The sequence below is a fragment of the Brenneria roseae subsp. roseae genome (genome assembly GCF_003115845.1).
In the GTDB taxonomy this organism is placed as follows: Bacteria; Pseudomonadota; Gammaproteobacteria; order Enterobacterales; family Enterobacteriaceae; genus Brenneria; species Brenneria roseae.
In genome coordinates this window covers 105782-130446 of record NZ_KZ819025.1, presented here as the reverse complement: position 1 = coordinate 130446, position 24665 = coordinate 105782, and the positions used below count along the sequence as shown (strand labels likewise).

Here is a 24665-nt window from a genome sequence, read left to right as displayed (position 1 = left end):
ACTCACTCTATTTTTCGGTGGAGAACAACCTATGAAATGGCTTGAAGACTCAATCATGAGCAAACGCGGCGTGGGTGCGGGACGTAAACCGGTCACCCATCACCTGACTGAAGAGATGCAACAAGAATTTCACTACACCATCGGGCCTTATTCCACGCCGGTACTGACGATTGATCCCGGCGATCGGGTGATTGTCGATACCCGGGATGCATTTGAAGGCGCGATCAAATCCGAACAGGACATGCCCAGCGCGTTACTGAAAATGCCGTTTCTTAATCCGCAGAACGGCCCCATCATGGTCAACGGCGCCGAAAAAGGCGATGTGCTGGCGGTGTATATCGAATCCATGCTCCCACGTGGCGCCAACCCCTACGGGATCTGCGCCATGATCCCGCATTTCGGCGGGCTGACCGGCACCGATCTGACTGCGATGCTCAACGATCCGCTGCCGGAAAAGGTACGGATGATCAAACTCGACAGTGAGAAGGTTTATTGGAGTAAACGCCATACCCTGCCTTACAAACCGCATATCGGCACGCTGAGCGTTTCCCCGGAAATAGACTCCATCAACTCTCTGACCCCGGATAACCACGGCGGCAACATGGATGTACCGGATATCGGCCCCGGCAGTATTACCTATCTGCCGGTGCGCTCGCCGGGCGGACGTTTATTTATCGGCGATGCCCACGCCTGTCAGGGAGACGGCGAAATCTGCGGCACGGCGGTAGAGTTCAGTTCGATTACCACCATCAAAGTGGATCTGATCAAGCGCTGGCAGCTCTCGTGGCCACGAATGGAAAACGCGGAATCCATCATGAGTATCGGCAGTGCGCGCCCGCTGGAAGATGCGACGCGTATCGCCTATCGCGACTTGATCTACTGGCTGGTGGAAGACTTTGGTTTCGAGCAATGGGATGCCTACATGCTGCTGAGCCAGTGCGGCAAAGTACGCCTCGGTAATATGGTCGATCCCAAATACACCGTCGGCGCCATGCTCAACAAGACATTACTCGTGCAATGATCGTCCGCCCGGTATTTGCGGATACCGGGCGGAGCGTAACCGCTATTTTAGCCAAACAAGCAGGTTTATATGGGTTCAGCCACACCAGTCAATATTGGTTTACTTTATTCTTCCAGCGGCGTGACGGCGGCATTGGAACTGTCGCAATTGCGCGGGGCAACCCAGGCCATTACTGAAATCAACCAGAACGGTGGGATTAACGGCCGATTGCTGAACGCGATACATTACGATCCTCAATCAGAGGATACCCGGTTCCGCGCGCTGGCCGAGCGGTTGATCGTCTCAGACAACGTCAATGTGATCTTTGGCGGCTATACCTCCAGCAGTCGTAAGGCCATGTCGCCCATTGTGGAGAAATATCAGCGCCTGCTGTTTTACTCCCAGTTGTATGAAGGCTTTGAGTTCTCGGAAAATATTCTCTACGGCGGTGCGGCGCCCAACCAAAACTGCGTCCAACTGGCTGATTATCTCGCCAGTCATTTTGGGGCGAGGGTGTACATGATCGGCTCACGCTACGTGTACCCCTACGAAAGCAATCGCAATATGCAGGAGTTGATTCTGCAATATCCTGATGGGGCCGTCGTCGGGGAACGCTATCTGGCGCTGAACGCGCCATACGAAGCGTTTTTGCCGGTGGTGGAGGATATCAGGAAAAAACAGCCGGATTTTATTTTCAGCACCGTCGTCGGTCAGACCGTGCCTTTTCTTTATCGAGCCTATCATGAAGCCGGGCTCGATCCCGCCCGTATGCCGATCGGCAGCTTGAATACGTCAGAAACCGAGATTGCCATGATGGGCGCGGAGCTGGCGGTCGGGCATTACACCTCCGCGCCTTATTTCCAGAGCATCAACAGTAAGGCCAATCAGGCCGCGCTCGAACAATTCCACCAGCAGTTCGGGCCGGATGTGAATACCGATCTGAACTGGGAGGCCACCTACAGCCAGGTGCATTTGTTTGCCAGAGCCATGCAGGAGTGTGACAGCGACAGTATTCATCATCTATTGCCCGCACTGCGCGGCAGCGAATTCGACGCACCACAGGGGCGAATTCGCATCGATCCGCTCAATCAGCACACCGGACTCTATCCCCGTATCGGCAAAGCAAACGCATCAGGACAATTCACCATAGTGCGAGAGTCACGCCGGATCGTCGCGCCGGATCCCTATATGACCAATCAGATTCAGGGAGACTGGGTCACTAAACTGACAAAAGTGGAGTATCCCAATGCGCCATAGCGACCCACGCGCCAGTGCAACCGCCTTATTACTCAGCCGGGGAATTCGCTGTGTGGTGTTGCATCCGGATGATGCCGATGGCGAAACCCTGACCAATCACCTGCGACGGATGAGCTTTAAGGTGCGGGCGTACTGGCCCGTTCCCGAGACGCTGCCTGCCGATACCGATTTGATCTTTTTTGCCCTGCAATCCGATCGCCCTGAACCGGAGGTGCCCTGGCTCGATCTCAACAAGCATGCATTGATCACCATCAGCAGCTACGAAAATCCGACGTTTATCGATCAGACACTGAGTATGGGGGCAAGCGCGACCATCACGACACCGGTCAGGGCTTCCGGGCTGCTGTCTACCATGGTGTTTGCGCTGCACCATGCCCAGCAGCGTCGGCAAATGGCCGATCGCATCGAGAGGCTGGAAAAAAAGATGCTCAGTTTGCGTCAGGTGAGTGAGGCCAAAGCCATTTTGATGCGCATGCACAATATCGGCGAAGAGCAGGCTTATGAAATCCTGCGTCACCAGGCGATGGATAAACGTATCACCGTTGAGGAAATTGCCTGCGCCCTGATTCAGGCCAACGATATTTTTTCATGGACCACGCCGGGCAGTACCAATAGCCGTAAAAACGGATAAGCGCAGCCGGCCGATAAACGTCAGCCTGCCTTCAGGCTGCCTTGCGCAGGAATGTCACAGGACTGACGCCAATACCAGAACCCCTAACCATTTGTGAGGATAATGATGCCTATCGCCCCTTTTCTCGCTGCGGCCGTGCAGTTTGAACCGACGTTGGCCGCCAAAGAAGACAATATTCGTCAGTTGCTGGCGATGGTGGAGCAGGCTGCCCAACAGGGGGCAAAACTGATCACCACGCCGGAAATGGGCACGACGGGTTACTGCTGGTACGACCGTCATGAAATCGCGCCACTGGTCGAAACCATACCCAGTGACACAACCGGACGCTTTGCAGAATTAGCGCAGCGTTATCAATGCTATATTGTACTCGGCATGCCGGAAGCGGATGCCGCCACGTCGCTGTATTACAACAGCGCCGTTTTGATTGGCCCGCAGGGCGTCATTGGCTGCCATCGCAAAACTCATCCCTATATTTCCGAACCCAAATGGGCCGCCGCGGGCGATCTCGGTCATCAGGTCTTTGATACGCCAATTGGCCGTATCGGGATGCTGGTCTGCATGGATATTCATTATCCGGAAACCGCGCGCTTATTGGCGCTGGGCGGTGCGGACATTATTTGCCACATTAGCAACTGGCTGGCGGAGCGAACCCCCGCCCCCTACTGGATTAGCCGTGCAATGGAAAACAGCTGCTACCTGATTGAAAGTAACCGCTGGGGTCTGGAGCGCGGCGTGCAGTTCAGCGGCGGTAGCTGCATCATCGAACCCGACGGCCACATCGCCGCCGTTATCGATGATGGCGACGGTATCGCCTTTGCCGACATTGATATCCGCCGAAGCCGCCAGCATCAGGTACTGGGCCAACCGGTGCTCAGCCAGCGCCGCCCCAACCATTACCAGTCACTGCTTAGCGACAGCTTCTTATGGAATCCGCAGGATTTCTTCGGGCTTTACGGACATCGCCCGTTGCCGGCAGGCCGCCAAAGCCGTATCAGCGTGGCGCAATACACTCCGGGTGAACAGGTTGATGACAATCTGGCACAGATTATTATGCTGACCGAAGCAGCCGTCCGCGAGCAAGGCAGCGAATTACTGGTGTTCCCGGAACGTGCGCTGACGGGAAACGCTACGCCAACCGCCAATGCTCAAACCGCAGATAGCCCTGCCGTGCAGAACCTGACGCGCTTAGCCATGAAACTGCGGATACATCTGGTGATAGGAATGGCAGAACAGGCGGGTGACGCCTACTACAATACGCAGATGCTATTCGGCCCGCAGGGCGTCATCGGACGCTATCGCCAGATGCACCTGTGCGAATCCGACCAGCAGTGGGCATCCGCAGGGGACGAGTGGTTAACCTTTGATACCCCGCTGGGGCGCATCGGTTTGCTGCTGGGCAACGATCTCCTGCTGCCGGAAGCGGCTCGTATTCTGGCACTGGCAGGCTGCGATATTCTGGCCTGTTCCGCCGCATTATCTGGCGGCTTCACCGGCTCTCATGCCGGCAGTGCGGTGAAACAGAATTACCCGATCCCGACAGGCGCCGATCCCTTACATTGGCATCTCATGCGAACCCGAGCCGGGGAAAATAATCTCTATCTGGCCTTCGCTAATCATGTAGACGGCGCCAGCGGCGGTTTCAGCGGCATTTTTGGTCCGGAAACCTTCCGCTTCCCTCGAGATGAACAGGTATTGTGGCAGGAACAGGAGATTGTCACCCAGCGGATTGATACCCGTCCGGTCGCCAACAGCGATTACCCAACCAACGTGGTGCGCAGAAAAGATCTGGTGGCCATGCGCTTGCCGCATCACTACACCCCGTTGATCGTCAGTTAGACTTTTACCCGGCTGGATCGGGCAGGATAGTTCCCCGTCAGATTTTCTGCCTGGTGGAACTGTCCTGATTCAGCCAGTTACCCGACGGCCTTGCAGAAAGGGGTAAACTTCAAATGGCCCGATGCCATCCGCTAACGTTTTCATCTTACCGTTATTAATTATGCGCAAATAATGATCACGATAACTATACATCTGAAAACTTTATCCTTATAGTAAATCTATTTATAAAAAACGACATGATTGTGGTTATGGTATATTTTTTCTTTACGATGATATTTCTTTTTTTAGTATATTATATAATACCTATGAATTTGGCATATAAATCATATAAACTAATAAAAAAGGAAAAACCATGAACGATCAGGAGATGGAAAAAGAACTGTTAGAAAACGGGTTCATACAAGAAAATATTATTCATATGAAAAAATAATTTCTCGTGGTGAAGATAGTTAAGAAACATTATTAATGTTAACTCACTATTTAAAAAGACATTTTATAATGGGTGTTTTATATCGATTATACTTATTTCTGCATTTTTCATTAACGTTATATTTAATATTTCAGATGATGTTGTTGGAATATTAATTCATTTGTTTTTTACAGTATTTCCTCTTTTTTTGTATATTATCTTGGACCAATTAATTTAGCATATAAATCATATTCCTATCTAAAAAACAAAGAAAAAATGGGCTAATCAGCCATTTTTTAGTATATCGATGGTCTACATTTTTGGTTTTTTCTCTCATCGGCATTAACTCAATCCAAATAATTACCGTGATAATTATTGATTATTGAAACCATTATAAATCATACACATCGCTTAATAACGACTATTGACTAACCCACTGAAAACTGATGGTCAGTTCAGCCACATTGATTTCTTTTCTGATCGCATACGGACTTCGCTTCGTTTGTTCCATCGTCTGAGCAAAGTTGCGAGCCGTTTCGCGTGTCTGATCGATATTGGCAAAATCCGATACATTTCCAATCGTGGCTCTGATAACTTCCTGTGGTGCTTTACCCCGGTTGCCGTCCGTTGCCCGGGATCTACCTGTCGCTGGATGATATCGGTTTTTTTAGTAGTACTGATTTTTACACCAAAACCTACGGGTGAATCACGGTGATTATCGGTGATAAGATAGGGTTTTCGTTCAGGATTTGGAACACGGATGATACGCCCTTCGGGATCGAAGGCTGGTTTCACATCAACAGATAACTTATTGATTATAATAGACTGATTGAGTGTCATATTCATCTAAGTCGTCCAAATGTATATCAGCCAGACAGGATGGTGATCACATCTTATCTAGTATACAAATTTATGGGTTCAGGTAGGTTTTTGACTATTTTACAAGCGGCCACCTGATCCGATTGAAAGACTAAAAACCGAGTAAAATCAATATGAATGAGTCTATTGACAAGGACATCACCGCCCACACGCCCATGATGCAGCAGTACTTCAAGTTGAAATCACAACATCCGGAAATTCTGCTGTTTTATCGCATGGGTGACTTCTACGAGCTGTTCTATGACGATGCCAAACGGGCATCTCAGCTGCTGGATATTTCGCTGACCAAGCGGGGAGCTTCTGCCGGTGAGCCCATCCCCATGGCCGGCGTACCGCATCACGCCGTTGAAAACTACCTTGCCAAGCTGGTGCAACTGGGCGAATCCGTCGCCATTTGCGAACAAATCGGCGATCCGGCCACCAGCAAAGGGCCGGTAGAGCGCAAGGTCGTACGCATCGTAACCCCCGGCACCATCAGTGACGAAGCATTACTACAGGAAAAACAAGACAACCTGTTGGCCGCTATCTGGCAGGATGGCCGCGGATTCGGCTATGCCACGCTGGATATCAGTTCCGGCCGTTTCCAGATCACCGAACCTGCCGATCAGGAAACCATGACTGCCGAGCTGCAACGCACCAATCCAGCCGAACTGCTCTATCCCGAATCATTTGAGTCCATGCAGTTGATTGAACATCGTCATGGTCTGCGCCGCCGTCCGCTGTGGGAATTCGAACTGGATACCGCCCGTCAGCAGCTCAATCTGCAATTCGGCACGCGCGATCTCACCGGATTTGGCGTTGAGCAGGCCAAGCCGGCGCTGCGGGCGGCAGGCTGTCTGCTGCAATATGCCAAAGATACCCAGCGTACCTCCCTGCCGCATATCCGCAGCATCACCATGGAACGTCAGCAGGATGGCATCATCATGGATGCCGCCACACGGCGTAATCTGGAACTGACGCAGAATCTGTCCGGCGGAACGGAAAATACGCTGGCCGCCGTGCTCGACTGTACCGTCACGCCCATGGGCAGCAGGATGTTGAAACGCTGGATCCATATGCCCAGCCGGGATATTGCCGCATTAACGCAGCGTCAGCAGGCCATCAGCGCACTGCAAAACATTGCACCTGAATTGCAGCCTTCTCTGCGTCAGGTCGGCGATCTGGAACGTATTCTGGCGCGTCTGGCGCTTCGCACCGCCCGTCCGCGCGACCTGGCGCGCATGCGCCATGCTTTCCAGCAATTTCCCGATATTCGCGCCCAATTGGCGCCGTTGGAAACGGACGCTATCCGTCAGCTAGTGAGCCAGATTGGGCAATTCGACGAACTACAGGCGCTACTTGAACGTGCCGTCATCGAGTCCCCGCCGGTACTGGTTCGCGACGGTGGCGTGATTGCTCCGGGTTACAATGCCGAGCTGGATGAATGGCGGGCGCTGGCTGACGGCGCCAGTGATTATCTGGACAGGCTGGAAATCCGCGAGCGTGAGAAACTGGGGCTGGATACGCTCAAGGTCGGTTTTAATGGCGTACACGGCTATTATATTCAGGTCAGCCGCGGCCAAAGTCATCTGGTGCCGATACATTATGTACGCCGCCAAACGCTGAAAAATGCCGAACGTTACATCATTCCCGAACTGAAAGAATATGAAGACAAGGTGCTGACCTCCAAAGGCAAGGCGCTGGCATTGGAAAAAGCCCTCTATGACGAACTGTTCGACCTGCTGCTGCCCCATCTGGCCGAACTTCAGCAAAGTGCGGCGGCCCTCGCCGAATTGGATGTGCTGACCAATCTGGCGGAGCGCGCGGATACGCTGAACTATGTCTGTCCGACGCTCAGCGACAAACCTGGCATCAAGATTGTTGGCGGGCGTCACCCGGTGGTGGAACAGGTTCTCAGTGAACCCTTTATCTCGAATCCACTGTCTCTTTCTCCGCAGCGCCGCATGCTGATCGTTACCGGTCCGAATATGGGCGGGAAAAGCACCTATATGCGTCAGGCGGCGCTGATCGTGCTGATGGCGCACATTGGCTGCTTCGTTCCCGCCGATCAGGCCGTTATTGGCCCGGTGGATCGCATTTTCACCCGCGTGGGTGCCGCTGACGATCTGGCCTCCGGTCGTTCAACCTTTATGGTAGAAATGACGGAAACCGCGAATATCCTGCATAACGCCACGGAAAATAGTCTGGTACTGATGGACGAAATCGGTCGCGGAACATCAACCTATGATGGTTTATCCTTAGCCTGGGCCTGTGCTGAAAATCTGGCTAACCGCATCAAAGCCATGACGCTATTCGCAACCCACTATTTCGAACTGACCAATCTGCCTGAAAAAATGGAAGGCGTCGTCAATGTGCATCTGGACGCGCGCGAGCATGGTGACACTATCGCATTTATGCACAGCGTTCAGGATGGCGCCGCCAGCAAAAGTTATGGACTGGCGGTGGCGGCGTTGGCGGGCGTGCCGAAAGATGTCATCAAGCGAGCACGCCAAAAGCTCAAAGAGCTGGAAACGCTATCCAACAATGCGTCAGCCAGCCACATTGATGGCGCACAGCTGGCACTGCTGGGAAATGAAGAAGAACCGTCGCCTGCGCTGGAAGCGTTAGAATCCATCGATCCAGACGCGTTAACGCCACGTCAGGCGCTGGACTGGCTGTATCAGTTGAAGAAAATGCTGTAAGCCGGAAAATTCCATCGTCATATCAAAAAAGGCGCTGACCCCATCAGCGCCTTTATGTTGCCAACTACTCCACCCGCGTATCGCAGCGCCCTTGCGCATTCATTCTCACGTTATCCTTGTCGGGGATCAGGGCTTTGGTCATCCGTCCTTCTTCCATCGACGGGACGATCGCAAAATGAGCGGTAAATGTCGTAAATACGGGGTTGCCTGCTTCGGTTACCGTTTTTAGGTAGCGCCTTTCCAGTTGGATATTATTCTGCACCACAAAGGTTTTACCGGTCGCGCAATCAGCAAAGGTCGCGGCATCCGCCATATAACGATACATACCTTTCATCAGCATGGGAGTATCCGGTAGCGGTTGTTCACTGATTTTCAACTGATAAGGCAAAGACGATTGGATCACGACGCCTTGCTGGTCGAGCATTTCAAGACCATCATTCGTCGGGCGAAAGTAGCGTTTCTCACCATGACTGTTGGTTAACACCAGCATATCCGCCGTTCTTCGCCACTGCCCGTACTCAGCAAAGGTATTGGCGCCTGCGCGTGTGGTTTGGTAATGCTCACGCAGAATAAACGTACCGTCCTTCTCCAAAAACAGTGAAGTATCAATACCTTCACAATCGGCACAGGGGAGCGTGCCGCGGTAGCTTTGTGCCATAGGCTTAAGTGGTTCTTCCTGCATTTGTGAGCGCGTATGGCATCCTATCAGGACAGAAATACCTGCCAGAAACAGCATACCGAGAGCCATTTTTTTCATCGTTATCATCCTGCTGCGTTTGTCAGGTGCTCAAACAAATACACCGAATCGCTTTTATGTAGAACAACCGATCGGTATAAAAGATATAAAGAACACCATTTTTATGCTTTATCCCTGCTATTTTGCCCTAATTTTTGTTCATCTCTGTTATTTCCGGGCAATTTGCCAGTCGGCAAAAGTGATTTCCAGACTATTCTTATCATCCGACAACCAGATCGTTCCTTCCTGCAACGTCGCCTGTAGCGTCATGTTGCGCTGAGCCAGCGCAGTAAGCTGAATCAGTTGGCGATCGTCAAGAAAACGAACGGTCAGGTTTTTATACCCGGCGATTTTATCTGCGATATTTTGCCGCCATACCTGTCCGGCACGGTCACTATAGGCATACAGAACGACCGCACGCGACTGGTTACAGGCTTTTTTCAGTCGCCTTTCATCCGGTAGCCCCAGTTCAATCCATAGCTCCAACTCCATGGTGTCATTGCGCAACCAGATTTCCGGCTCATCGTCAGCACTTAACCCTTTGGTGAAGCGTAGATTTTCATCCGCATGACAGATCCACGCCAGCAAACGCAACATCATGCGCTGCTCTGTTTCTGAAGGGTGTTGGGCAATCGTCAGGCTGGCGTCATGGAAAAAATGACGATCCATGTCCGCGATATTCACCGTTGCTTTGTAAACCGTTGCTTTTAATGCCATCTGTTACCTCGTATTTATCCGCTGACAGTGTACTTGAGTTCGTACTATCCTCACAGTAAAGGTGATATCCGCCACGTAACTGATAGATTAGGTATCTGAGGAATACTGATATCCTGACGGAGCCTATGCTATAGTCGTCTGGATAAATAGAGTTTATCTTCGTAGGCTTACAACATCAGATGCAGTCAAAGTGATGATGCATGAATGTCTACCGGGTTAAGCTTTCAAGGGAGGATATAGTGCAACAATACTGTGAATTAGTACGCCGCTTATACGCAGAGATCGCCAGCGGCGATCTGGGCTATATACCCGACGCGCTGGGTTGTGTATTGAAAACCCTGGATGAAATCGCCGCGAATACGGCATTGCCATCCTCTGTCAGGGAACAGGCGGCCTATGCCGCCGCTAACTTATTGGTGAGCGATTATGTCAATGAGTAACGAATATCAACCCATCAACTGTGATGATTACGACAACCTGGAAGCGACCTGTCAGCAAAACTTAACGCTGACGCTGGAACTGCGTAGTGGTGAGATCGTTACCGGCAAGGCCAGTGATATGATCTCACGTAAACATGTGGAATACCTGGTGATCGAAGAGGCGGGTTCAACACGTGAACTGCGACTCGATCACATTGTCAGCTTCAGCCATCCGGAAATAGGAAAAGTCGTCGTCAGCGAATCTTGACGCCCCGCAAGCTTTTCTTCAAAACGGACAACCTGTGTACACGCCCCTGGTTGTCCGTTTTCATTTCAGCCTTCAGAGATCACTACTCAGGTTTTACGCCAGTCAATATGCCAGCATGGACCATTTTCTTCAGCCTGCCCTTCCCGCGTCACAAACTGTCCAGGCGCGGCGATGGGTTGTTCGCCATAAAACACCAACGGCGTCCTGTCGCGCCACCACGGCGGCACGCCCATCTCCTGCCACAGCTTCTTGAGCTGACGCCCATGCGATCGGCCAACAATATAGAGCATGCCGCTGGCGGTAAAACGAATGCTGACAGGCTCCTCCGCACGCGGTGGGCGAATAGCGGTTCCGTGCTCGGCCAATGCCAGCGATCCCAGCCCATCAGGCAATGCCAGCGGTCCCGATTGTGGTTGCCACGGCAAGACACAGTTTTTTAGTGACGACATCAGCGGCAGAACATAGAGATACTGACGAAAACGCCGGATTTGCCATTGACCAAGCTGCAACACAGGTTCTGCATCCTGACGGCTGATCGCTACTTCATGCCATAACCGGTGTAGTTGATCGCGTGCCGGCATCGGTACGCCGTTTCCTGCCAGCCAACGGCGCAGCAACGCAAAACGACGCACCGGACTCAATGGGCGCAATCCTGCAATACTCAGTGCCCCATCAGGCTGACACAAGGCGTGCAGCGACTCAGCCAGCAGTTCATCCAGCAGTTGTTCCTGCTCAGCACACAGTTGCGCACTGCGCGCCACGGCCGAAGAAAAATGCGGCCAACGCTGGGTTAGCAGTGGCAGCACCCGATGACGTAAAAAATTCCGGTCAAAGCGAGCATCCTGATTACTGTTGTCTTCAATCCAGCTCAGCTGATGCTGCGCCGCATACTGTTCCAACTGTTGCCGCGAGAATGCTAACAGCGGTCGTAATAACGGATGGCCATCAAGCTCAGCGCAAGCCGCCATGGAGGAAAGCCCGGCAGGTCCGCTGCCGCGCTTGAGCGCCAGCAAAAAAGTTTCACTCTGGTCATCAAGGTGCTGTGCCGTCAGCAATACCTCGTCATCCTGCAAATGCGCACTCAAAGCCTGATAGCGCGCCTCCCTTGCCGCCGCTTCAATTCCGCCGTTTTGCGCATCCACCGTCACGGGCAGCGAAGCAAAAGGCACCTGCCACTGCTGGCAGCAGTGCCGACAATGTTCCGCCCAACTATCCGCCAGCGGATTCAGACCATGATGCACATAAGCGGCACGGATAACCCGGTCATCACGCAGGCGTAATGTGACCAGGAGATGCAATAACACGCTGGAATCCAAACCGCCGCTGTACGCCATCAGTATATGCCGATGGCCCGCAGTACATTCAGCCACTGAATCAAGCAAGGTTTCCGCGATCGTCACGGTTTAAACCTCATACAGTTCTAAAGGCAATCCATCAGGATCGCGGAAAAAAATAAATCGTCGTTGCGTTTCAGGATCGATGCGCACCGGTTCGCAGCTCACACCAGCATCGGTCAACGAAGCCATCGCCAATTCAACGTTCTCAACGGCAAAAGCCAGATGCCGCAGGCCGCATGCCTCAGGCTGACTGACCCGCGCCGGAGGTGAGGGAAAAGAAAACAGTTCAATAACGTACCGGCCGTTCAATGCCAAATCACCTTTCCATGAATCTCGCCCGGCACGATACACCTCGTTTTGCAGCGAAAAACCCAACACATCGCAATAAAATGCCTTACTGCGTTCATAGTCGGCGGCAATAATCGCAATATGATGAATATCCTGGATTTTTAGCATGAGTACCTGCTTGTACTATGTATGGTGAATGGGATGATAATCGACAGATAATTTTCTAAAGACGGATAACACCTCACGCGCCCGCATGGTGCTCATAATAGCAAAAAGTCCGCTCCCATTGCTGATCGCAGACTTTCAGATTACAGCGTAATGAATAAAATCAGCAGTAGCCGTAATTCATCAGACGCTGATAACGACGATTGAGCAGTTCTTCTTCACTCAGGCTGTCCAAATCGAGCAGATCGGCCAGCAATTGTGCTTTCAACGACTCCGACATCGCGGCAACGTTACGATGCGCCGATCCCAACGGCTCAGGGATAACGCTATCAATCATTTTCAGCTCTTTCAGCCGCGGTGCGGTAATGCCCATCGCTTCAGCGGCCAGCGGCGCTTTGTCCGCACTTTTCCACAGGATAGAGGCACAACCTTCCGGGGAAATAACAGAATAGGTGCTGTATTGCAGCATGTTGACTTTATCGCCAACGCCGATTGCCAGCGCGCCGCCAGAACCGCCTTCGCCAATAACGGTACAGACAATCGGCACACGCAGCGTCGACATTTCACGCAGGTTACGCGCAATCGCCTCTGACTGACCGCGCTCTTCCGCGCCGACGCCGGGATAAGCGCCCGGTGTATCGATAAAGGTGATAATCGGCATCCTGAAGCGTTCAGCCATTTCCATCAGTCGCAGCGCCTTGCGGTAACCTTCCGGCGCCGGCATACCAAAGTTACGACGGATTTTTTCTTTGGTTTCACGCCCTTTCTGATGACCAATAATCATCACCGGACGACCATCCAGACGCGCAATCCCACCGACAATCGCTTTATCATCAGCATAGGCGCGATCGCCCGCTAATTCATCAAAGTCGGTAAAGATATGCTTAACGTAATCAAGCGTATACGGACGCTGTGGGTGACGCGCCAACTGAGCGACCTGCCAGGCCCCCAGATCGGAGAAAATTTTACGCGTCAGTTCAACGCTCTTCTCACGCAGACGCTGAACTTCTTCGTCCAGATTAATATCTAATTTTTCGTCTTGACGGCTGACTGCGGTCAGCGAGTCAATTTTCGCTTCCAACTCTGCAATCGGCTGCTCAAAATCAAGAAAATTCAGACTCATAGTATTCCTATATTAGTCAAATTCCAGTTCCACCTGCTCATTCCCCACTAATGTGCGCAGCTCATTCAGTAACGTATCCGTCGGCGTTATTCGCCATGCAGCACCGAAACGTAACCGGGCACGCGCATCTTCTCGCTGGTAGTAGAGATGCACTGGGATCGTCCCCGACCGATGGGGTTCCAACGATTGGCGGAGACGGTTTAATAGCTGGTCATCAATTTGCCTGTCAGTCAGCGAGATAGCAAGCCCGCGCGCATATTTTTCCCGCGCTTCGCTGATATCCATTAACTCGCGGACGGTCATTTTAAGCCCGCCGCTGAAGTCATCAAAGCTGACCTGGCCACTGGCGATCAGGATACGGTCTTTTTCCAACAAATGCTGATATTTTTCCAATGCATCGGTAAACAGCATAATTTCAAGGCGACCGGAACGATCGTCCAGCGTACAGACACCAATGCGGTTTCCCCGCTTGGTCACCATTACCCGGGCAGCCAACACCAGCCCGACGGCAGTGGTCATTTTCCCCCGATCCGTCGGGTGCATATCTTTCAAACGCAAGCCACCGGCATAACGTTCGATTTCCTTAAGATACTGGGTGATCGGGTGGCCGGTCAGATAGAGCCCCAGCGTCTCCCTTTCACCATCCAGCACCACCTGCTCCGGCCAGGGCGGAACCGTACTGTAGGATTGTTCAACCTGTTCAGGCGCGTCCGCCAGGACGCCGAACATATCGACCTGACCGATCGCTTCCGCTTTGGCATGCTGATCGGCCGCCTTCAGCGCGTCGCCCAATGAATTCATCAGCGCGGCACGGTGTGGCCCAAGACGATCAAATGCCCCGGACATGATCAGCTTTTCCAGCACCCGGCGGTTCAGCTTTTTGATATCCGTCCGGGCGCAAAGATCAAACAGTTCTTTGAAATAACCGTCCTGATTACGCGCCTCGATAATGGCTTCAATCGGGCCTTCACCCACGCCTTTAATCGCCCCGATACCGTAAACGATTTCACCGTCATCGTTAACATGGAAATGGTAAAGCCCGCTATTAATATCCGGCGGCAGGATTTTTAACCCCATCCGCCAGCATTCGTCAACCAGCCCCACCACTTTATCGGTGTTATCCATATCGGCGGTCATCACCGCCGCCATGAATTCCGCAGGATAATGCGCTTTCAGCCATAGCGTCTGATAGGAAACCAGCGCATAAGCCGCCGAGTGCGACTTGTTAAACCCATAGCCGGCAAATTTTTCTACCAGATCGAAGATTTTAACCGCCAGTTCGCCATCTACGCCGCGCGATTTGGCGCCGTCTTCAAAACCGCCGCGCTGTTTGGCCATTTCGACCGGATTCTTTTTACCCATCGCCCGGCGCAGCATATCGGCCCCGCCCAGCGTATATCCCGCCAGAACCTGGGCGATCTGCATCACCTGTTCCTGATACAGAATAATACCATAGGTCGGTTCCAGCACCGGCTTGAGCGATTCATGCTGCCATTCGATATCAGGATAGGAAATCGCTTCACGACCGTGCTTACGGTCAATAAAGTTATCCACCATGCCGGACTGCAATGGACCAGGGCGAAACAGCGCCACCAACGCGATCATATCTTCAAAGCAGTCGGGTTTCAGACGTTTGATCAAATCTTTCATGCCGCGCGATTCAAGCTGGAATACCGCCGTGGTTTCCGACCGCTGCAACATGTCGAAACTCTTCTTATCATCAAGCGGGATCGCCGCGATATCTATCGGCTCAAGCCCTTGTTTCGCCCGCCGCGCATTGATCATTTCCAACGCCCAGTCGATGATGGTCAGCGTTCGCAGGCCAAGGAAGTCGAATTTCACCAGTCCGGCGTATTCAACATCGCTTTTATCAAACTGGGTAACCGGATGGTTACCTTCGGCATCGCAGTACAACGGCGCAAAATCAGTGATTTTAGTGGGAGATATCACCACCCCGCCGGCATGTTTTCCGGCATTACGCGTCACGCCTTCCAGCTTGCGCGCCATATCGATAAGGGCCCGGACCTCTTCGTCCGCCTCATAAATTTCAGGCAGCTGAGGTTCGGCGGCAAAGGCTTTTTCCAGCGTCATCCCCGGATCGGGCGGCACCAGTTTGGAAATACGATCGACAAAACCGTAGGGATGCCCCAGCACGCGGCCTACATCGCGGATAACCGCTTTCGCCGCCATCGTACCAAACGTAATAATCTGTGAAACCGCGTCGCGGCCATACATTTCCGCAACGTGGTCAATCACCAGATCGCGTTTTTCCATGCAGAAATCGACGTCAAAGTCAGGCATGGATACGCGTTCGGGGTTAAGGAAGCGTTCAAACAGCAGGTCGAATTCCAGCGGATCCAGATCGGTAATCTTCAACGCATAGGCCACCAGCGATCCCGCACCAGAACCACGTCCCGGCCCCACGGGAACATTGTTATCCTTGGACCACTGGATAAATTCCATTACGATCAGGAAGTAACCGGGGAATCCCATCTGGTTGATAACCTTGAGTTCGATATCCAGACGTTCATCATATTCAGGGCGTCTTTGCGTCCGTGTTTCCAGTTCAGGGAATAGAAATTCGAGACGCTCTTCCAGCCCTTCTTTTGCACGTTTGACCAGATAGTCTTCCGTACTCATATCCCCGGTCGGGAACTGTGGCAGGAAGTATTCACCCAGGCGGATAGTCACATTACAACGCTTGGCGATTTCGACGCTGTTGATCAGTGCTTCAGGCACATCGGCAAACAGTTCGCACATTTCATCTTCAGTGCGCATGTATTGCTGCGCACTGTAATTGCGGGGGCGTTTGGGATCGTCGAGGGTATAACCGTCGTGGATGGCAACCCGAATTTCGTGCGCATCGAAATCATCTTCACTGATAAAACGCACATCGTTAGTGGCAACCACAGGAATACCGTGTTTTGTCGCCAATTCTACAGCCGAATGCAGATAGCTTTCTTCGTCCGGACGACCGGTGCGGATTAATTCCAGATAATAGCGGTCAGGGAAGTGCTGCTGATAAAACGCCACGCACTGCTCGGCCTGCATCCGATTTCCACGCAACACGAACTTGCCGACATCGCCATGGCGTCCGCCTGACAACAGAATCAGCCCATGCCGATATTCAATAAGCCAATCGCGATCGATCGTTGGGCCGGCAGCGCCATAGCCACGCTGATAAGCGCGTGAAATCAGCAGGGTTAAATTCTGGTATCCCTCGTTGTCCATCGCCAGTATCGTGAGCTGGGCCAGTTCATCGCCCAGTTCTTCACTGGCGACTAACACATCGGCGCCGATAATGGGCTTGATACCCGCGCCATGCGCACCGCCATAAAACTTCACCAGTCCACACAGGTTGGTGAAATCGGTAATCGCCAGCGCGGGCATCCCCAGCGCCGCCGCTTTTTTTACCAGCGGCCCGATCTTGGCCAGCCCATCGATCATGGAATAGTCACTGTGAACACGCAGGTGAACAAAACGTGGTTCGGCCATCTCCAGATCCCAGAATTTATCGATTAGTCGGCGCGGCAATTAGACATATCGCCGCGCCGAGAGTGAATGATGATGGCGTTCTACGCCAATCCCAACGCCCGTTTTACTGGCGCGAAACTCCGACGGTGAAATTCGGTTGCGCCCAAAGCCGCCAGTTTCTCTAAATGAAACGCGGTTGGATACCCTTTATGTTGTGCAAAACCGTAAGCCGGAAAACGTTTATCCAGTTCCACCATCTCACGATCGCGTGTGACCTTCGCCATAATCGACGCTGCACTGATTTCCGCAACACGGCTATCCCCTTTTACCACTGCCTGGGATGGCATGGCGAGCGCAGGACAACGATTACCATCGATCAGAACAAAATCAGGTGTGATTGCCAGTCCGGCAACGGCACGCTGCATGGCCAACATGGTGGCGTGCAAAATATTCAAACGATCGATTTCTTCAGGCTCGGCCCGTCCCAGGCTCCAGGACAATGCTTTCTCTTTGATTTCATCATAAAGCGCCCGCCGACGTTTTTCACTCAGCTGCTTTGAATCAGCCAAACCGATAATCGGCCGGGAAGGGTCGAGGATAACCGCGGCGGTAACCACCGCGCCAACCAACGGCCCGCGCCCTACTTCATCAACCCCCGCAATGCAGTGCGCCTGCGGGTAGATAAACATCTCATTCATGATTTCACTAATTCCAGTACGGCCTGAGCCGCCTGCTCGTCCGCGTTGCAACGAATTTGCTGGTGCAACGCTAAAAATGTGGTTTGCAGTTCCGCGGTCTTATCCGCATCCGTCAGCCATGGGAGCAGCGCCTCGGCCAGCTTATCCGGTGTGCAATCGGTCTGTAGCAGTTCCGTCACCAGTTCTCGCCCAGCCAGCAGATTTGGCAAGGACACCCACGGCGTTTTCACCAGTTTCCGCGCCAGCCAGAAGGTGAAAGGTTTCATACGATACCCCACCACCATCGGACATTTTGCCAGCATACACTCCAGCGCCGCCGTTCCTGATGCCAGTAGTGCGGCATCGCTGGCGATCATCGCTTCACGGGCCTGACCATCCAGCATATGCACCGGTAAATCAGGCGCAACCGTATTCTTTATCCGCTCAAACTGCTCACGACGTTTTCCGTTAACCAGCGGCACCACAATTTCCAGCGCGGGAAATCGCTGTCTCAGCAGCGCTGCCGTATGAAGAAAATCCGCGCTCAGCATTTCGACTTCCGCACCGCGGCTGCCCGGCAGCAACGCCAGACACAGGGCATCCGGCCCAACGCCCAATGTCGCTCGCGCCGCCATTTTGTCTGGATGCAAAGGCATCGCATCCGCCATGGTATGACCGATAAAACGGCAGGGAACGTTGAAACGATCGTAAAACGCTTTTTCAAAAGGAAGAAACGCCAGAACCAGATTGGTCGCTTTACCTATTTTGAAAACGCGTTTTTGACGCCAGGCCCAGACAGACGGGCTGACATAATGAATCGTACTGATACCACGCTGTTTCAGATTACCTTCCAGCGTAATATTAAAATCGGGCGCGTCAATCCCGACGAAAACATCAGGCTTGAGTTCGGTGAAACGCCGGGTCAAATCCCGGCGAATTTTGAGCAGACGTGGCAATCGCTCAAGCACCTCAACGATGCCCATCACGGCCAGTTCTTCCATTTCGTACCAGGCTTCGCAACCTTCAGCCTGCATACGAGGCCCGGCGACGCCGACAAAACGAGCGTTGGGCACCTGAGCTTTCAGCGCGCGAATCAACCCCGCGCCAAGAATATCGCCGGAAGTTTCTCCGGCGACCAATCCGATAACGACAGGACGTTCTGACATAGATTAACGGATAATACCGCGGGTTGAACGCGCGAAGAAATCAATAAACGCCTGTACCGCGGGATGTTCCACCGCCAGCGCTTCGATTTCCGGTTTTACCTCATCCAGCGTTTTTCCGCTGCGGTAAATCAGTTTATAAGCAGCGCGAATGGCATGCTGAGTGTCTTTCTCAAAGCCGCGACGCTTCAGTCCTTCGATATTCAGACCAAACGGCGTGGCATGGTTACCTTGCGCAATCACATAAGGCGGAACGTCCTGCGCGACGCCAGAGCAACCGCCAACCATGACGTGCGCGCCGATAATACAGAACTGATGCACCGCCGTCATACCACCGATGATGGCAAAATCATCAACGGAAACGTGTCCGCCCAGCGTCGCGTTATTAGCCAGAATACAACGATTGCCAATGACGCAGTCGTGCGCGATATGCGTGTTGATCATCAACAGATTATCGCTGCCGACTTTAGTCAACCCACCTCCCTGCTCGGTACCACGGTGGATCGTGACGCTTTCACGAATACGGTTACGATCGCCGATCTCAACGCGAGTCGGTTCTCCTGCGTATTTCAGATCCTGATTCACCTCGCCAATTGAGGCGAATTGATAGATTTCGTTATCGCGGCCAATCTTGGTAATGCCATTAACCACAACATGCGATTTCAGCACCGTCCCCGCACCGATCTCAACCTGAGAACCGATATAGCAGAATGGGCCAATATGAGCGCCGGCGCCAATAATGGCACCGTCTTCAACAATGGAACTGGGGTGAATAAAGGCGGTTTGATCAATCACGTTATCAGGCCTCCCGACGACGAGCACACATCATTGACGCTTCACAGGCCACTTCACCATCAACTTTGGCGACACCTTTAAAGCGTGCAACTCCGCGACGCTCTTTAATAAATTCAACCTCCAGGATCATTTGATCCCCTGGCTGTACAGGACGCTTAAAGCGCGCCTCGTCCACAGCCGCGAAATAGTACAGCTCGCCAGGCTCCAGTTTACCAACGCTTTTAAACGCCAGAATACCAGTTGCCTGAGCCATGGCTTCCAAAATCAACACGCCAGGAAAAATGGGTTTCCCTGGGAAATGTCCCTGAAAGAAGGGTTCATTGAAAGAAACGTTTTTCACCGCCCGTAAAAATTTCCCTTTTTCAAAATCCAATACACGATCGACCAGCAAAAACGGGAAACGATGCGGTAATAATTCTAAGATCTCTTCAATATTCAGAGTATGAGTGTCAGTAGTCAAAATACTCTTCCTGTCCATAAAACTGATGCCATCAACAACACGGCCTGCTCAGACCCTAAAAGGGGGGATCTTCAGGCAGGCCGCAAATAAGGATTCGTACGCTGGTACGCGAACATTATCTGATGAAAGATCGCTCGCTTGCACCCGGACGTTTTACATCCAGACTATACGTTTAGCTCAGACTATACGCTTCTCATCCAGTATGTTTACATCCTATGAAACAAAACGCCAGCGGCTAATTATGATCGACTTTTCGTTCAACGGCTTTTAACCGTTTGCTTATATCATCAATATTCATCACCAGCGCTGCGGTCTTACGCCAAACTTTATTAGGCTGTAACGGAATACCTGAAGAGTATACCCCAGGTTCAGTGATTGGTCTCATGACCATACCCATTCCTGTCACAGTGACTTTATCGCAGATCTCCATGTGTCCATTAATCACACTGGCGCCACCGATCATGCAATAACGGCCAATTTTCAGACTGCCCGCCATAATGACGCCACCCGCCACCGCGGTATTGTCGCCAATCACAACGTTGTGCGCAATCTGACACTGGTTATCAATAATTACACCATTGCCGATGATGGTATCATCCAAGGCGCCGCGATCGATCGTCGTGCTTGCGCCGATTTCAACCCGATCGCCAATTCTGACGGTTCCCAGCTGCGGGATTTTGATCCAGTTGCCGCGGTCGTTGGCATAGCCAAAACCGTCAGAACCAATCACCGCGCCAGACTGAATCAGGCACTGTTCGCCCAGTTCAACGTTATGATAAATCGTCACATTCGCCCAAAGCCGGGTACCGGCGCCGATGCGGGCATGTTTACCGATAAAACAGCCCGGGCCGATGATAACACCGTCTCCCAGCTGCGCACCGGACTCAATCACCGCATTCGCGCCAATCGCGACCTGCTTGCCTAATACGGCATCTGGCGCAATCACCGCGCTGGGGGCGATATCCGCCGCCGGTGGTGGTGTGGTATCCATCAATTGCGCCATACGCGCATAGGTCAGATAGGGGGTTTTCACTACCAGCGCAGCAACCTGACAGTATGGTAAATCCGCTTCAGTCAGCACGACGGCGGAGGCCTGAGCCCCTGTCAATTGCTCACGATAGCGACTGTCAGACAGAAACGTAATCTGTCCTGACTTTGCCGAATGCATAGAAGCAACACCGGTGATGACGAGATCGCCATCACCGTGTAATTGTGCATCCAACTGTTGGGCTAAATCACCCAGTCGAATTGAATACATGGTTTATTTAACCTGTTTCAGCACATCGGCAGTAATGTCTTTTGCATTGGCGGCATACGCCACCGCGTTAGCGTCAATCACAACATCATAACCTTCTTTGCTGGCAACCGCTTTTACCGCGTCCTGAATGCGGCTCAGGATTTTATTGCGCTCTTCCATCTGGCGGCGGCGGTTGTCCTGATCGAAAGCCTGCGCTTTGGTAGAGAACTGTTCGCGCTGAGCCATGACGTCTTTTTCCATTTTGCTGCGATCGCTCGCCTTCATGGTAGAACCGTCACGCTGAAGCTTCTGCATTTTAGACTGCAAATCGTTTTCCATTGATTGCAATTCGGAAGCACGGCCTTTGAATTCATTTTCAAGCTGTTTAGCTACCGTTTCACGCTGCGGCAACTGCTGGAAAATGCTGGATACGTTAACAACCGCGATCTTGTCGGCAGCCTGAACGCTTGCAGATGCAGCCAATGCTAAACCGAGGCCTGCGGCACACAACCACTTTTTCACTATAAACTCCTCAACCTAACCTAAATTGTGTCTTAACACATTCAATGTGCATAGCGTCATAGCATTATCAGGATTCCTGGCTATGCCCGCCATGCGATTTGTCTTGCATACGACCTGCCGACGTCACATTACCAGGTTTTGCCAATATTAAACTGGAACTGCTCCGACTTGTCTCCATCGTATTTTTTGACCGGCTGGGCATAGGAGAACACCAATGGCCCAAGCGGAGACATCCATTGCAAAGCGATCCCGCTGGAAATACGGAAATTGTTCGGTTTGCTGTAATCAGGAACGCCTGCGGCCAATGTGGCGTCCGTATTTTTCCAGTTGGTATCCCAGACGGTACCACCATCGACAAACAACGACGTACGTACTGAACTGGCATACTTGTCACTGATAAACGGTGTCGGTACGATCAGCTCGGCACTCAGAACCGCCATGGCGTTACCGCCGACCGCATCGTCCAGATTGCTTGAATCTATCGGGCAGTTGGCATAAGAATCTGGCAGCGGAGTCTGGCATTTATAGTATGCCGCTTTAGGCCCAATGGTATTTGACTGGAAGCCACGTACCGTACTGGAGCCACCGGCGTAGAAGTTGTCATAGAATGGCACTTCTTTTCCGCCCAGGCCATCCGCATAACCCGCGCGGCCTCTTCCCATAACGACCCACTTACCGCTGTCGGTCAGCGGATAATAGGTCGCTGAATCAAACGTCAATTTATAGTATTCGTTGTCTGAACCCGGAATGGCGACCTTGGCGTTGGCGGAAGCCCGCGTACCTTTGGTCGGGAAGTAGCCGCGATCCAGATTGTTATATGCCCATCCGGTATTCAGGAAGAAGTCGTTCGCTTTAAAATCTGCGCTGGACTTATTGTTCTCGACTACCACTTCAGGATTAACGCCGACAGAGTTCAGATAACGCCACATGGCGACCTGCGGCCTCATGTCAGACAGGTCATTATGAACATAATCCAGACCCAGGCGCAGCGAGTTATTTTCGTTGATCGGGAAACCTAACGTACTGCCGACGCCATAGCTGACGTTGGTATAATCGGACAGATCCGCATCATATGCTTCAAACTTGTTATAGAAGATACGGCCGCCGAGGCTAACGCCATCGACGGTAAAATACGGATCGGTCAGCGACAGTTCAACATAGGTCTGGTAATCGTTTTTCGTCCCGCTGATACCCACGGAGTTGCCGGTTCCCAACCAGTTATCCTGCTGGACACCCGCCTGGAAGCTGACGCCGCTTTCAGTACCGAAGCCCACGCCGAAGTTAAATGTCCCCGTGTTACGCTCTTTGACTTTATAAGTCACATCAACCTGATCGGCAGTACCGGGCACACGCTGAGTTTCTACATCAACGCTTTCAAAGTATCCCAGTCGATTAAGACGCTCTTTACCCTGTTCAACCAGATCGTTACCTAACCAGCCGCCTTCCATCTGACGCATTTCACGCCGCAGGACGGAGTCTTTGGAAGTATCGTTACCTTCGAAACGGACCCGACGGACATAGAAGCGATTACCGGCATCAACGTTGATGTTCAGTTTCACGCTCTTATCGGCGTCATTGATTTCCGGCTGGGTGACAACACGCGGATAAGCATACCCATAGCGGCCCAGAAGCTTTTTGATGTCCTCTTCCATACGGGTAACTTTGGTGCCGTTATACAATTCACCGGGCTCGATTTTAGTCAGCCCTTCAATTTCCGCAGAATGACCGGCCAGATTACCCTTAACGGCGACACCGGAAAGCTTGTATTGATCGCCTTCCGTCATGTTGATGGTAATGTAAATGCCTTTTTTATCCGGCGTCAGACTGACCTGCGTCGAATCGATGTTGAAGCGGGCATAGCCGCGATCCAGATAGAAGCTACGCAGCGTTTCCAAATCGCCGGACAGTTTCTGTTTCTGGTATTTGCGATCGCCGACCACGTTCCACCACGGCACTTCATCGCGCAGTTGGAAATGAGAAATCAGTTCATCGGAGCTGAAGGCTTTATTACCGACGATATTGATTTGCTGAATCTTGGCGGACACGCCTTCCGTGAACACCAGCTTCAGATCAACACGATTACGAGGCAACGGCGTGACAACGGCTTTCACCGACGCACTGTATTTACCCACGCTGTAGTAGAAATCTTCCAGTCCTTTCTCGATGCTGGAAAGCGCGGTACGATCCAGCGCTTCGCCGACGCGCACGCCAGAGGCTTCCAGATTCTCCTTCAGCATGTCGTCTTTCACCGACTTGTTGCCGGAGAAAGTGACGCTGGCGATTGTCGGACGCTCTTTCACCTGCACAATCAGCGTTTCGCCATCGCGCAGGACGCGAACATCTTCAAAATTTCCGGTAGCGAACAAAGCACGGATGGTATTACCGATATCATCATCACTGACGGTATCACCAACGCGGACAGGCATACTGAGTAATGCCGCACCGACGGCAACCCGTTGCAGGCCCTCGAAATGAATGTCCTTCACTACGAACCCGTCTGCACCGTATACGGTGGCGCTGCTGAACAGCAGCGACGCTATGAGCAACTTTTTCATCGCCATCGTTGTTATGCGTTTTTCCTAACCTAATCT

At 52.3% G+C, this 24665-nt stretch carries 20 protein-coding genes and 1 pseudogene; 7 read left to right on the top strand and 14 right to left on the bottom strand.

Features of this window, described 5'->3' with window-relative positions; translation table 11 throughout:
- The first annotated feature begins 31 nt into the window (after nt 1-31).
- The 4 genes from DDT52_RS06690 to DDT52_RS06675 all read left to right on the top strand — a co-directional run bounded on the left by DDT52_RS06690 (nt 32) and on the right by DDT52_RS06675 (nt 4724).
- Nucleotides 32-1021 carry an acetamidase/formamidase family protein gene (locus DDT52_RS06690; RefSeq protein WP_136155666.1) on the top strand — a complete coding sequence of 330 codons (990 nt, stop codon included), beginning with the start codon at nt 32-34 and terminating at the stop codon, nt 1019-1021.
- Nucleotides 1022-1090: 69 nt separating this feature from the next.
- Nucleotides 1091-2257 (top strand): transporter substrate-binding domain-containing protein, encoded by a 1167-nt coding sequence (locus DDT52_RS06685; protein WP_136155665.1) that lies wholly within the window; start codon nt 1091-1093, stop codon nt 2255-2257.
- Nucleotides 2247-2888: an ANTAR domain-containing response regulator gene (locus tag DDT52_RS06680; RefSeq protein ID WP_136155664.1), complete on the top strand. Its 642-nt coding sequence runs from the start codon at nt 2247-2249 to the stop codon at nt 2886-2888. The genes DDT52_RS06685 and DDT52_RS06680 overlap by 11 nt, the downstream gene beginning before the upstream one ends.
- 105 nt (nt 2889-2993) lie before the next feature.
- Nucleotides 2994-4724, top strand: a complete 1731-nt coding sequence (locus DDT52_RS06675; protein WP_136155663.1) for a nitrilase-related carbon-nitrogen hydrolase — start codon at nt 2994-2996, stop codon at nt 4722-4724.
- Between the two features lie 851 nt (nt 4725-5575).
- Here DDT52_RS06675 and DDT52_RS06670 read toward each other — a convergent pair.
- A pseudogene (locus DDT52_RS06670) lies at nt 5576-5979 on the bottom strand (integrase); the annotation flags it as partial.
- Between the two features lie 146 nt (nt 5980-6125).
- Between DDT52_RS06670 and mutS the strand changes: the two are divergent.
- On the top strand, nt 6126-8693 hold the full coding sequence (gene mutS / locus DDT52_RS06665) for a DNA mismatch repair protein MutS (RefSeq protein ID WP_136155662.1): 2568 nt from the start codon (nt 6126-6128) through the stop codon (nt 8691-8693).
- Nucleotides 8694-8757: 64 nt separating this feature from the next.
- Here the strand turns inward: mutS and nlpE are convergent, their stop codons facing one another.
- Complete coding sequence (gene nlpE, locus DDT52_RS06660) at nt 8758-9450, bottom strand: envelope stress response activation lipoprotein NlpE (protein ID WP_136155661.1); 693 nt, start codon at nt 9448-9450, stop codon at nt 8758-8760.
- A gap of 147 nt (nt 9451-9597) precedes the next feature.
- On the bottom strand, nt 9598-10146 hold the full coding sequence (locus DDT52_RS06655) for a YaeQ family protein (RefSeq protein WP_136155660.1): 549 nt from the start codon (nt 10144-10146) through the stop codon (nt 9598-9600).
- Nucleotides 10147-10385: 239 nt separating this feature from the next.
- Here DDT52_RS06655 and DDT52_RS06650 point away from each other — a divergent pair, with 239 nt between their 5' ends.
- A complete protein-coding gene (locus DDT52_RS06650) occupies nt 10386-10586 on the top strand; it encodes a YaeP family protein (protein WP_109052818.1) in 201 nt (66 codons plus the stop codon).
- A complete protein-coding gene (rof, locus tag DDT52_RS06645) occupies nt 10573-10833 on the top strand; it encodes a Rho-binding antiterminator (protein ID WP_109052817.1) in 261 nt (86 codons plus the stop codon). Before DDT52_RS06650 ends, rof begins: the two co-directional genes overlap by 14 nt.
- A gap of 86 nt (nt 10834-10919) precedes the next feature.
- On the opposite strand, the gene tilS is transcribed toward rof, so the two are convergent.
- From tilS to bamA, 11 genes are all read right to left on the bottom strand, one after another.
- Nucleotides 10920-12233 (bottom strand): tRNA lysidine(34) synthetase TilS, encoded by a 1314-nt coding sequence (tilS, locus tag DDT52_RS06640; protein WP_136155659.1) that lies wholly within the window; start codon nt 12231-12233, stop codon nt 10920-10922.
- A gap of 3 nt (nt 12234-12236) precedes the next feature.
- On the bottom strand, nt 12237-12626 hold the full coding sequence (locus DDT52_RS06635) for a VOC family protein (protein ID WP_109052815.1): 390 nt from the start codon (nt 12624-12626) through the stop codon (nt 12237-12239).
- A 160-nt stretch (nt 12627-12786) separates the two neighbouring features.
- Entirely contained in the window at nt 12787-13746 is a 960-nt protein-coding gene (accA, locus tag DDT52_RS06630) for an acetyl-CoA carboxylase carboxyl transferase subunit alpha (protein ID WP_136155658.1), read from the bottom strand.
- A gap of 12 nt (nt 13747-13758) precedes the next feature.
- Entirely contained in the window at nt 13759-17241 is a 3483-nt protein-coding gene (gene dnaE, locus DDT52_RS06625; protein ID WP_136155657.1) for a DNA polymerase III subunit alpha, read from the bottom strand.
- Nucleotides 17242-17321: 80 nt separating this feature from the next.
- The gene (gene rnhB / locus DDT52_RS06620; RefSeq protein ID WP_136155656.1) at nt 17322-17918 is read right to left on the bottom strand and encodes a ribonuclease HII; all 597 of its coding nucleotides are present in this window, start codon (nt 17916-17918) and stop codon (nt 17322-17324) included.
- Entirely contained in the window at nt 17915-19063 is a 1149-nt protein-coding gene (gene lpxB / locus DDT52_RS06615; RefSeq protein ID WP_136155655.1) for a lipid-A-disaccharide synthase, read from the bottom strand. Before lpxB ends, rnhB begins: the two co-directional genes overlap by 4 nt.
- 3 nt (nt 19064-19066) lie before the next feature.
- The gene (gene lpxA, locus DDT52_RS06610) at nt 19067-19855 is read right to left on the bottom strand and encodes an acyl-ACP--UDP-N-acetylglucosamine O-acyltransferase (protein WP_136155654.1); all 789 of its coding nucleotides are present in this window, start codon (nt 19853-19855) and stop codon (nt 19067-19069) included.
- Nucleotides 19856-19859: 4 nt separating this feature from the next.
- The gene (gene fabZ, locus DDT52_RS06605) at nt 19860-20333 is read right to left on the bottom strand and encodes a 3-hydroxyacyl-ACP dehydratase FabZ (RefSeq protein WP_210732682.1); all 474 of its coding nucleotides are present in this window, start codon (nt 20331-20333) and stop codon (nt 19860-19862) included.
- Nucleotides 20334-20550: 217 nt separating this feature from the next.
- Nucleotides 20551-21573, bottom strand: coding sequence for a UDP-3-O-(3-hydroxymyristoyl)glucosamine N-acyltransferase (gene lpxD / locus DDT52_RS06600; protein WP_136155653.1), 1023 nt, complete (start codon nt 21571-21573; stop codon nt 20551-20553).
- A 3-nt stretch (nt 21574-21576) separates the two neighbouring features.
- On the bottom strand, nt 21577-22074 hold the full coding sequence (gene skp / locus DDT52_RS06595; RefSeq protein WP_109052807.1) for a molecular chaperone Skp: 498 nt from the start codon (nt 22072-22074) through the stop codon (nt 21577-21579).
- Nucleotides 22075-22202: 128 nt separating this feature from the next.
- On the bottom strand, nt 22203-24635 hold the full coding sequence (gene bamA, locus DDT52_RS06590; protein ID WP_136155652.1) for an outer membrane protein assembly factor BamA: 2433 nt from the start codon (nt 24633-24635) through the stop codon (nt 22203-22205).
- Nucleotides 24636-24665 lie beyond the last annotated feature (30 nt).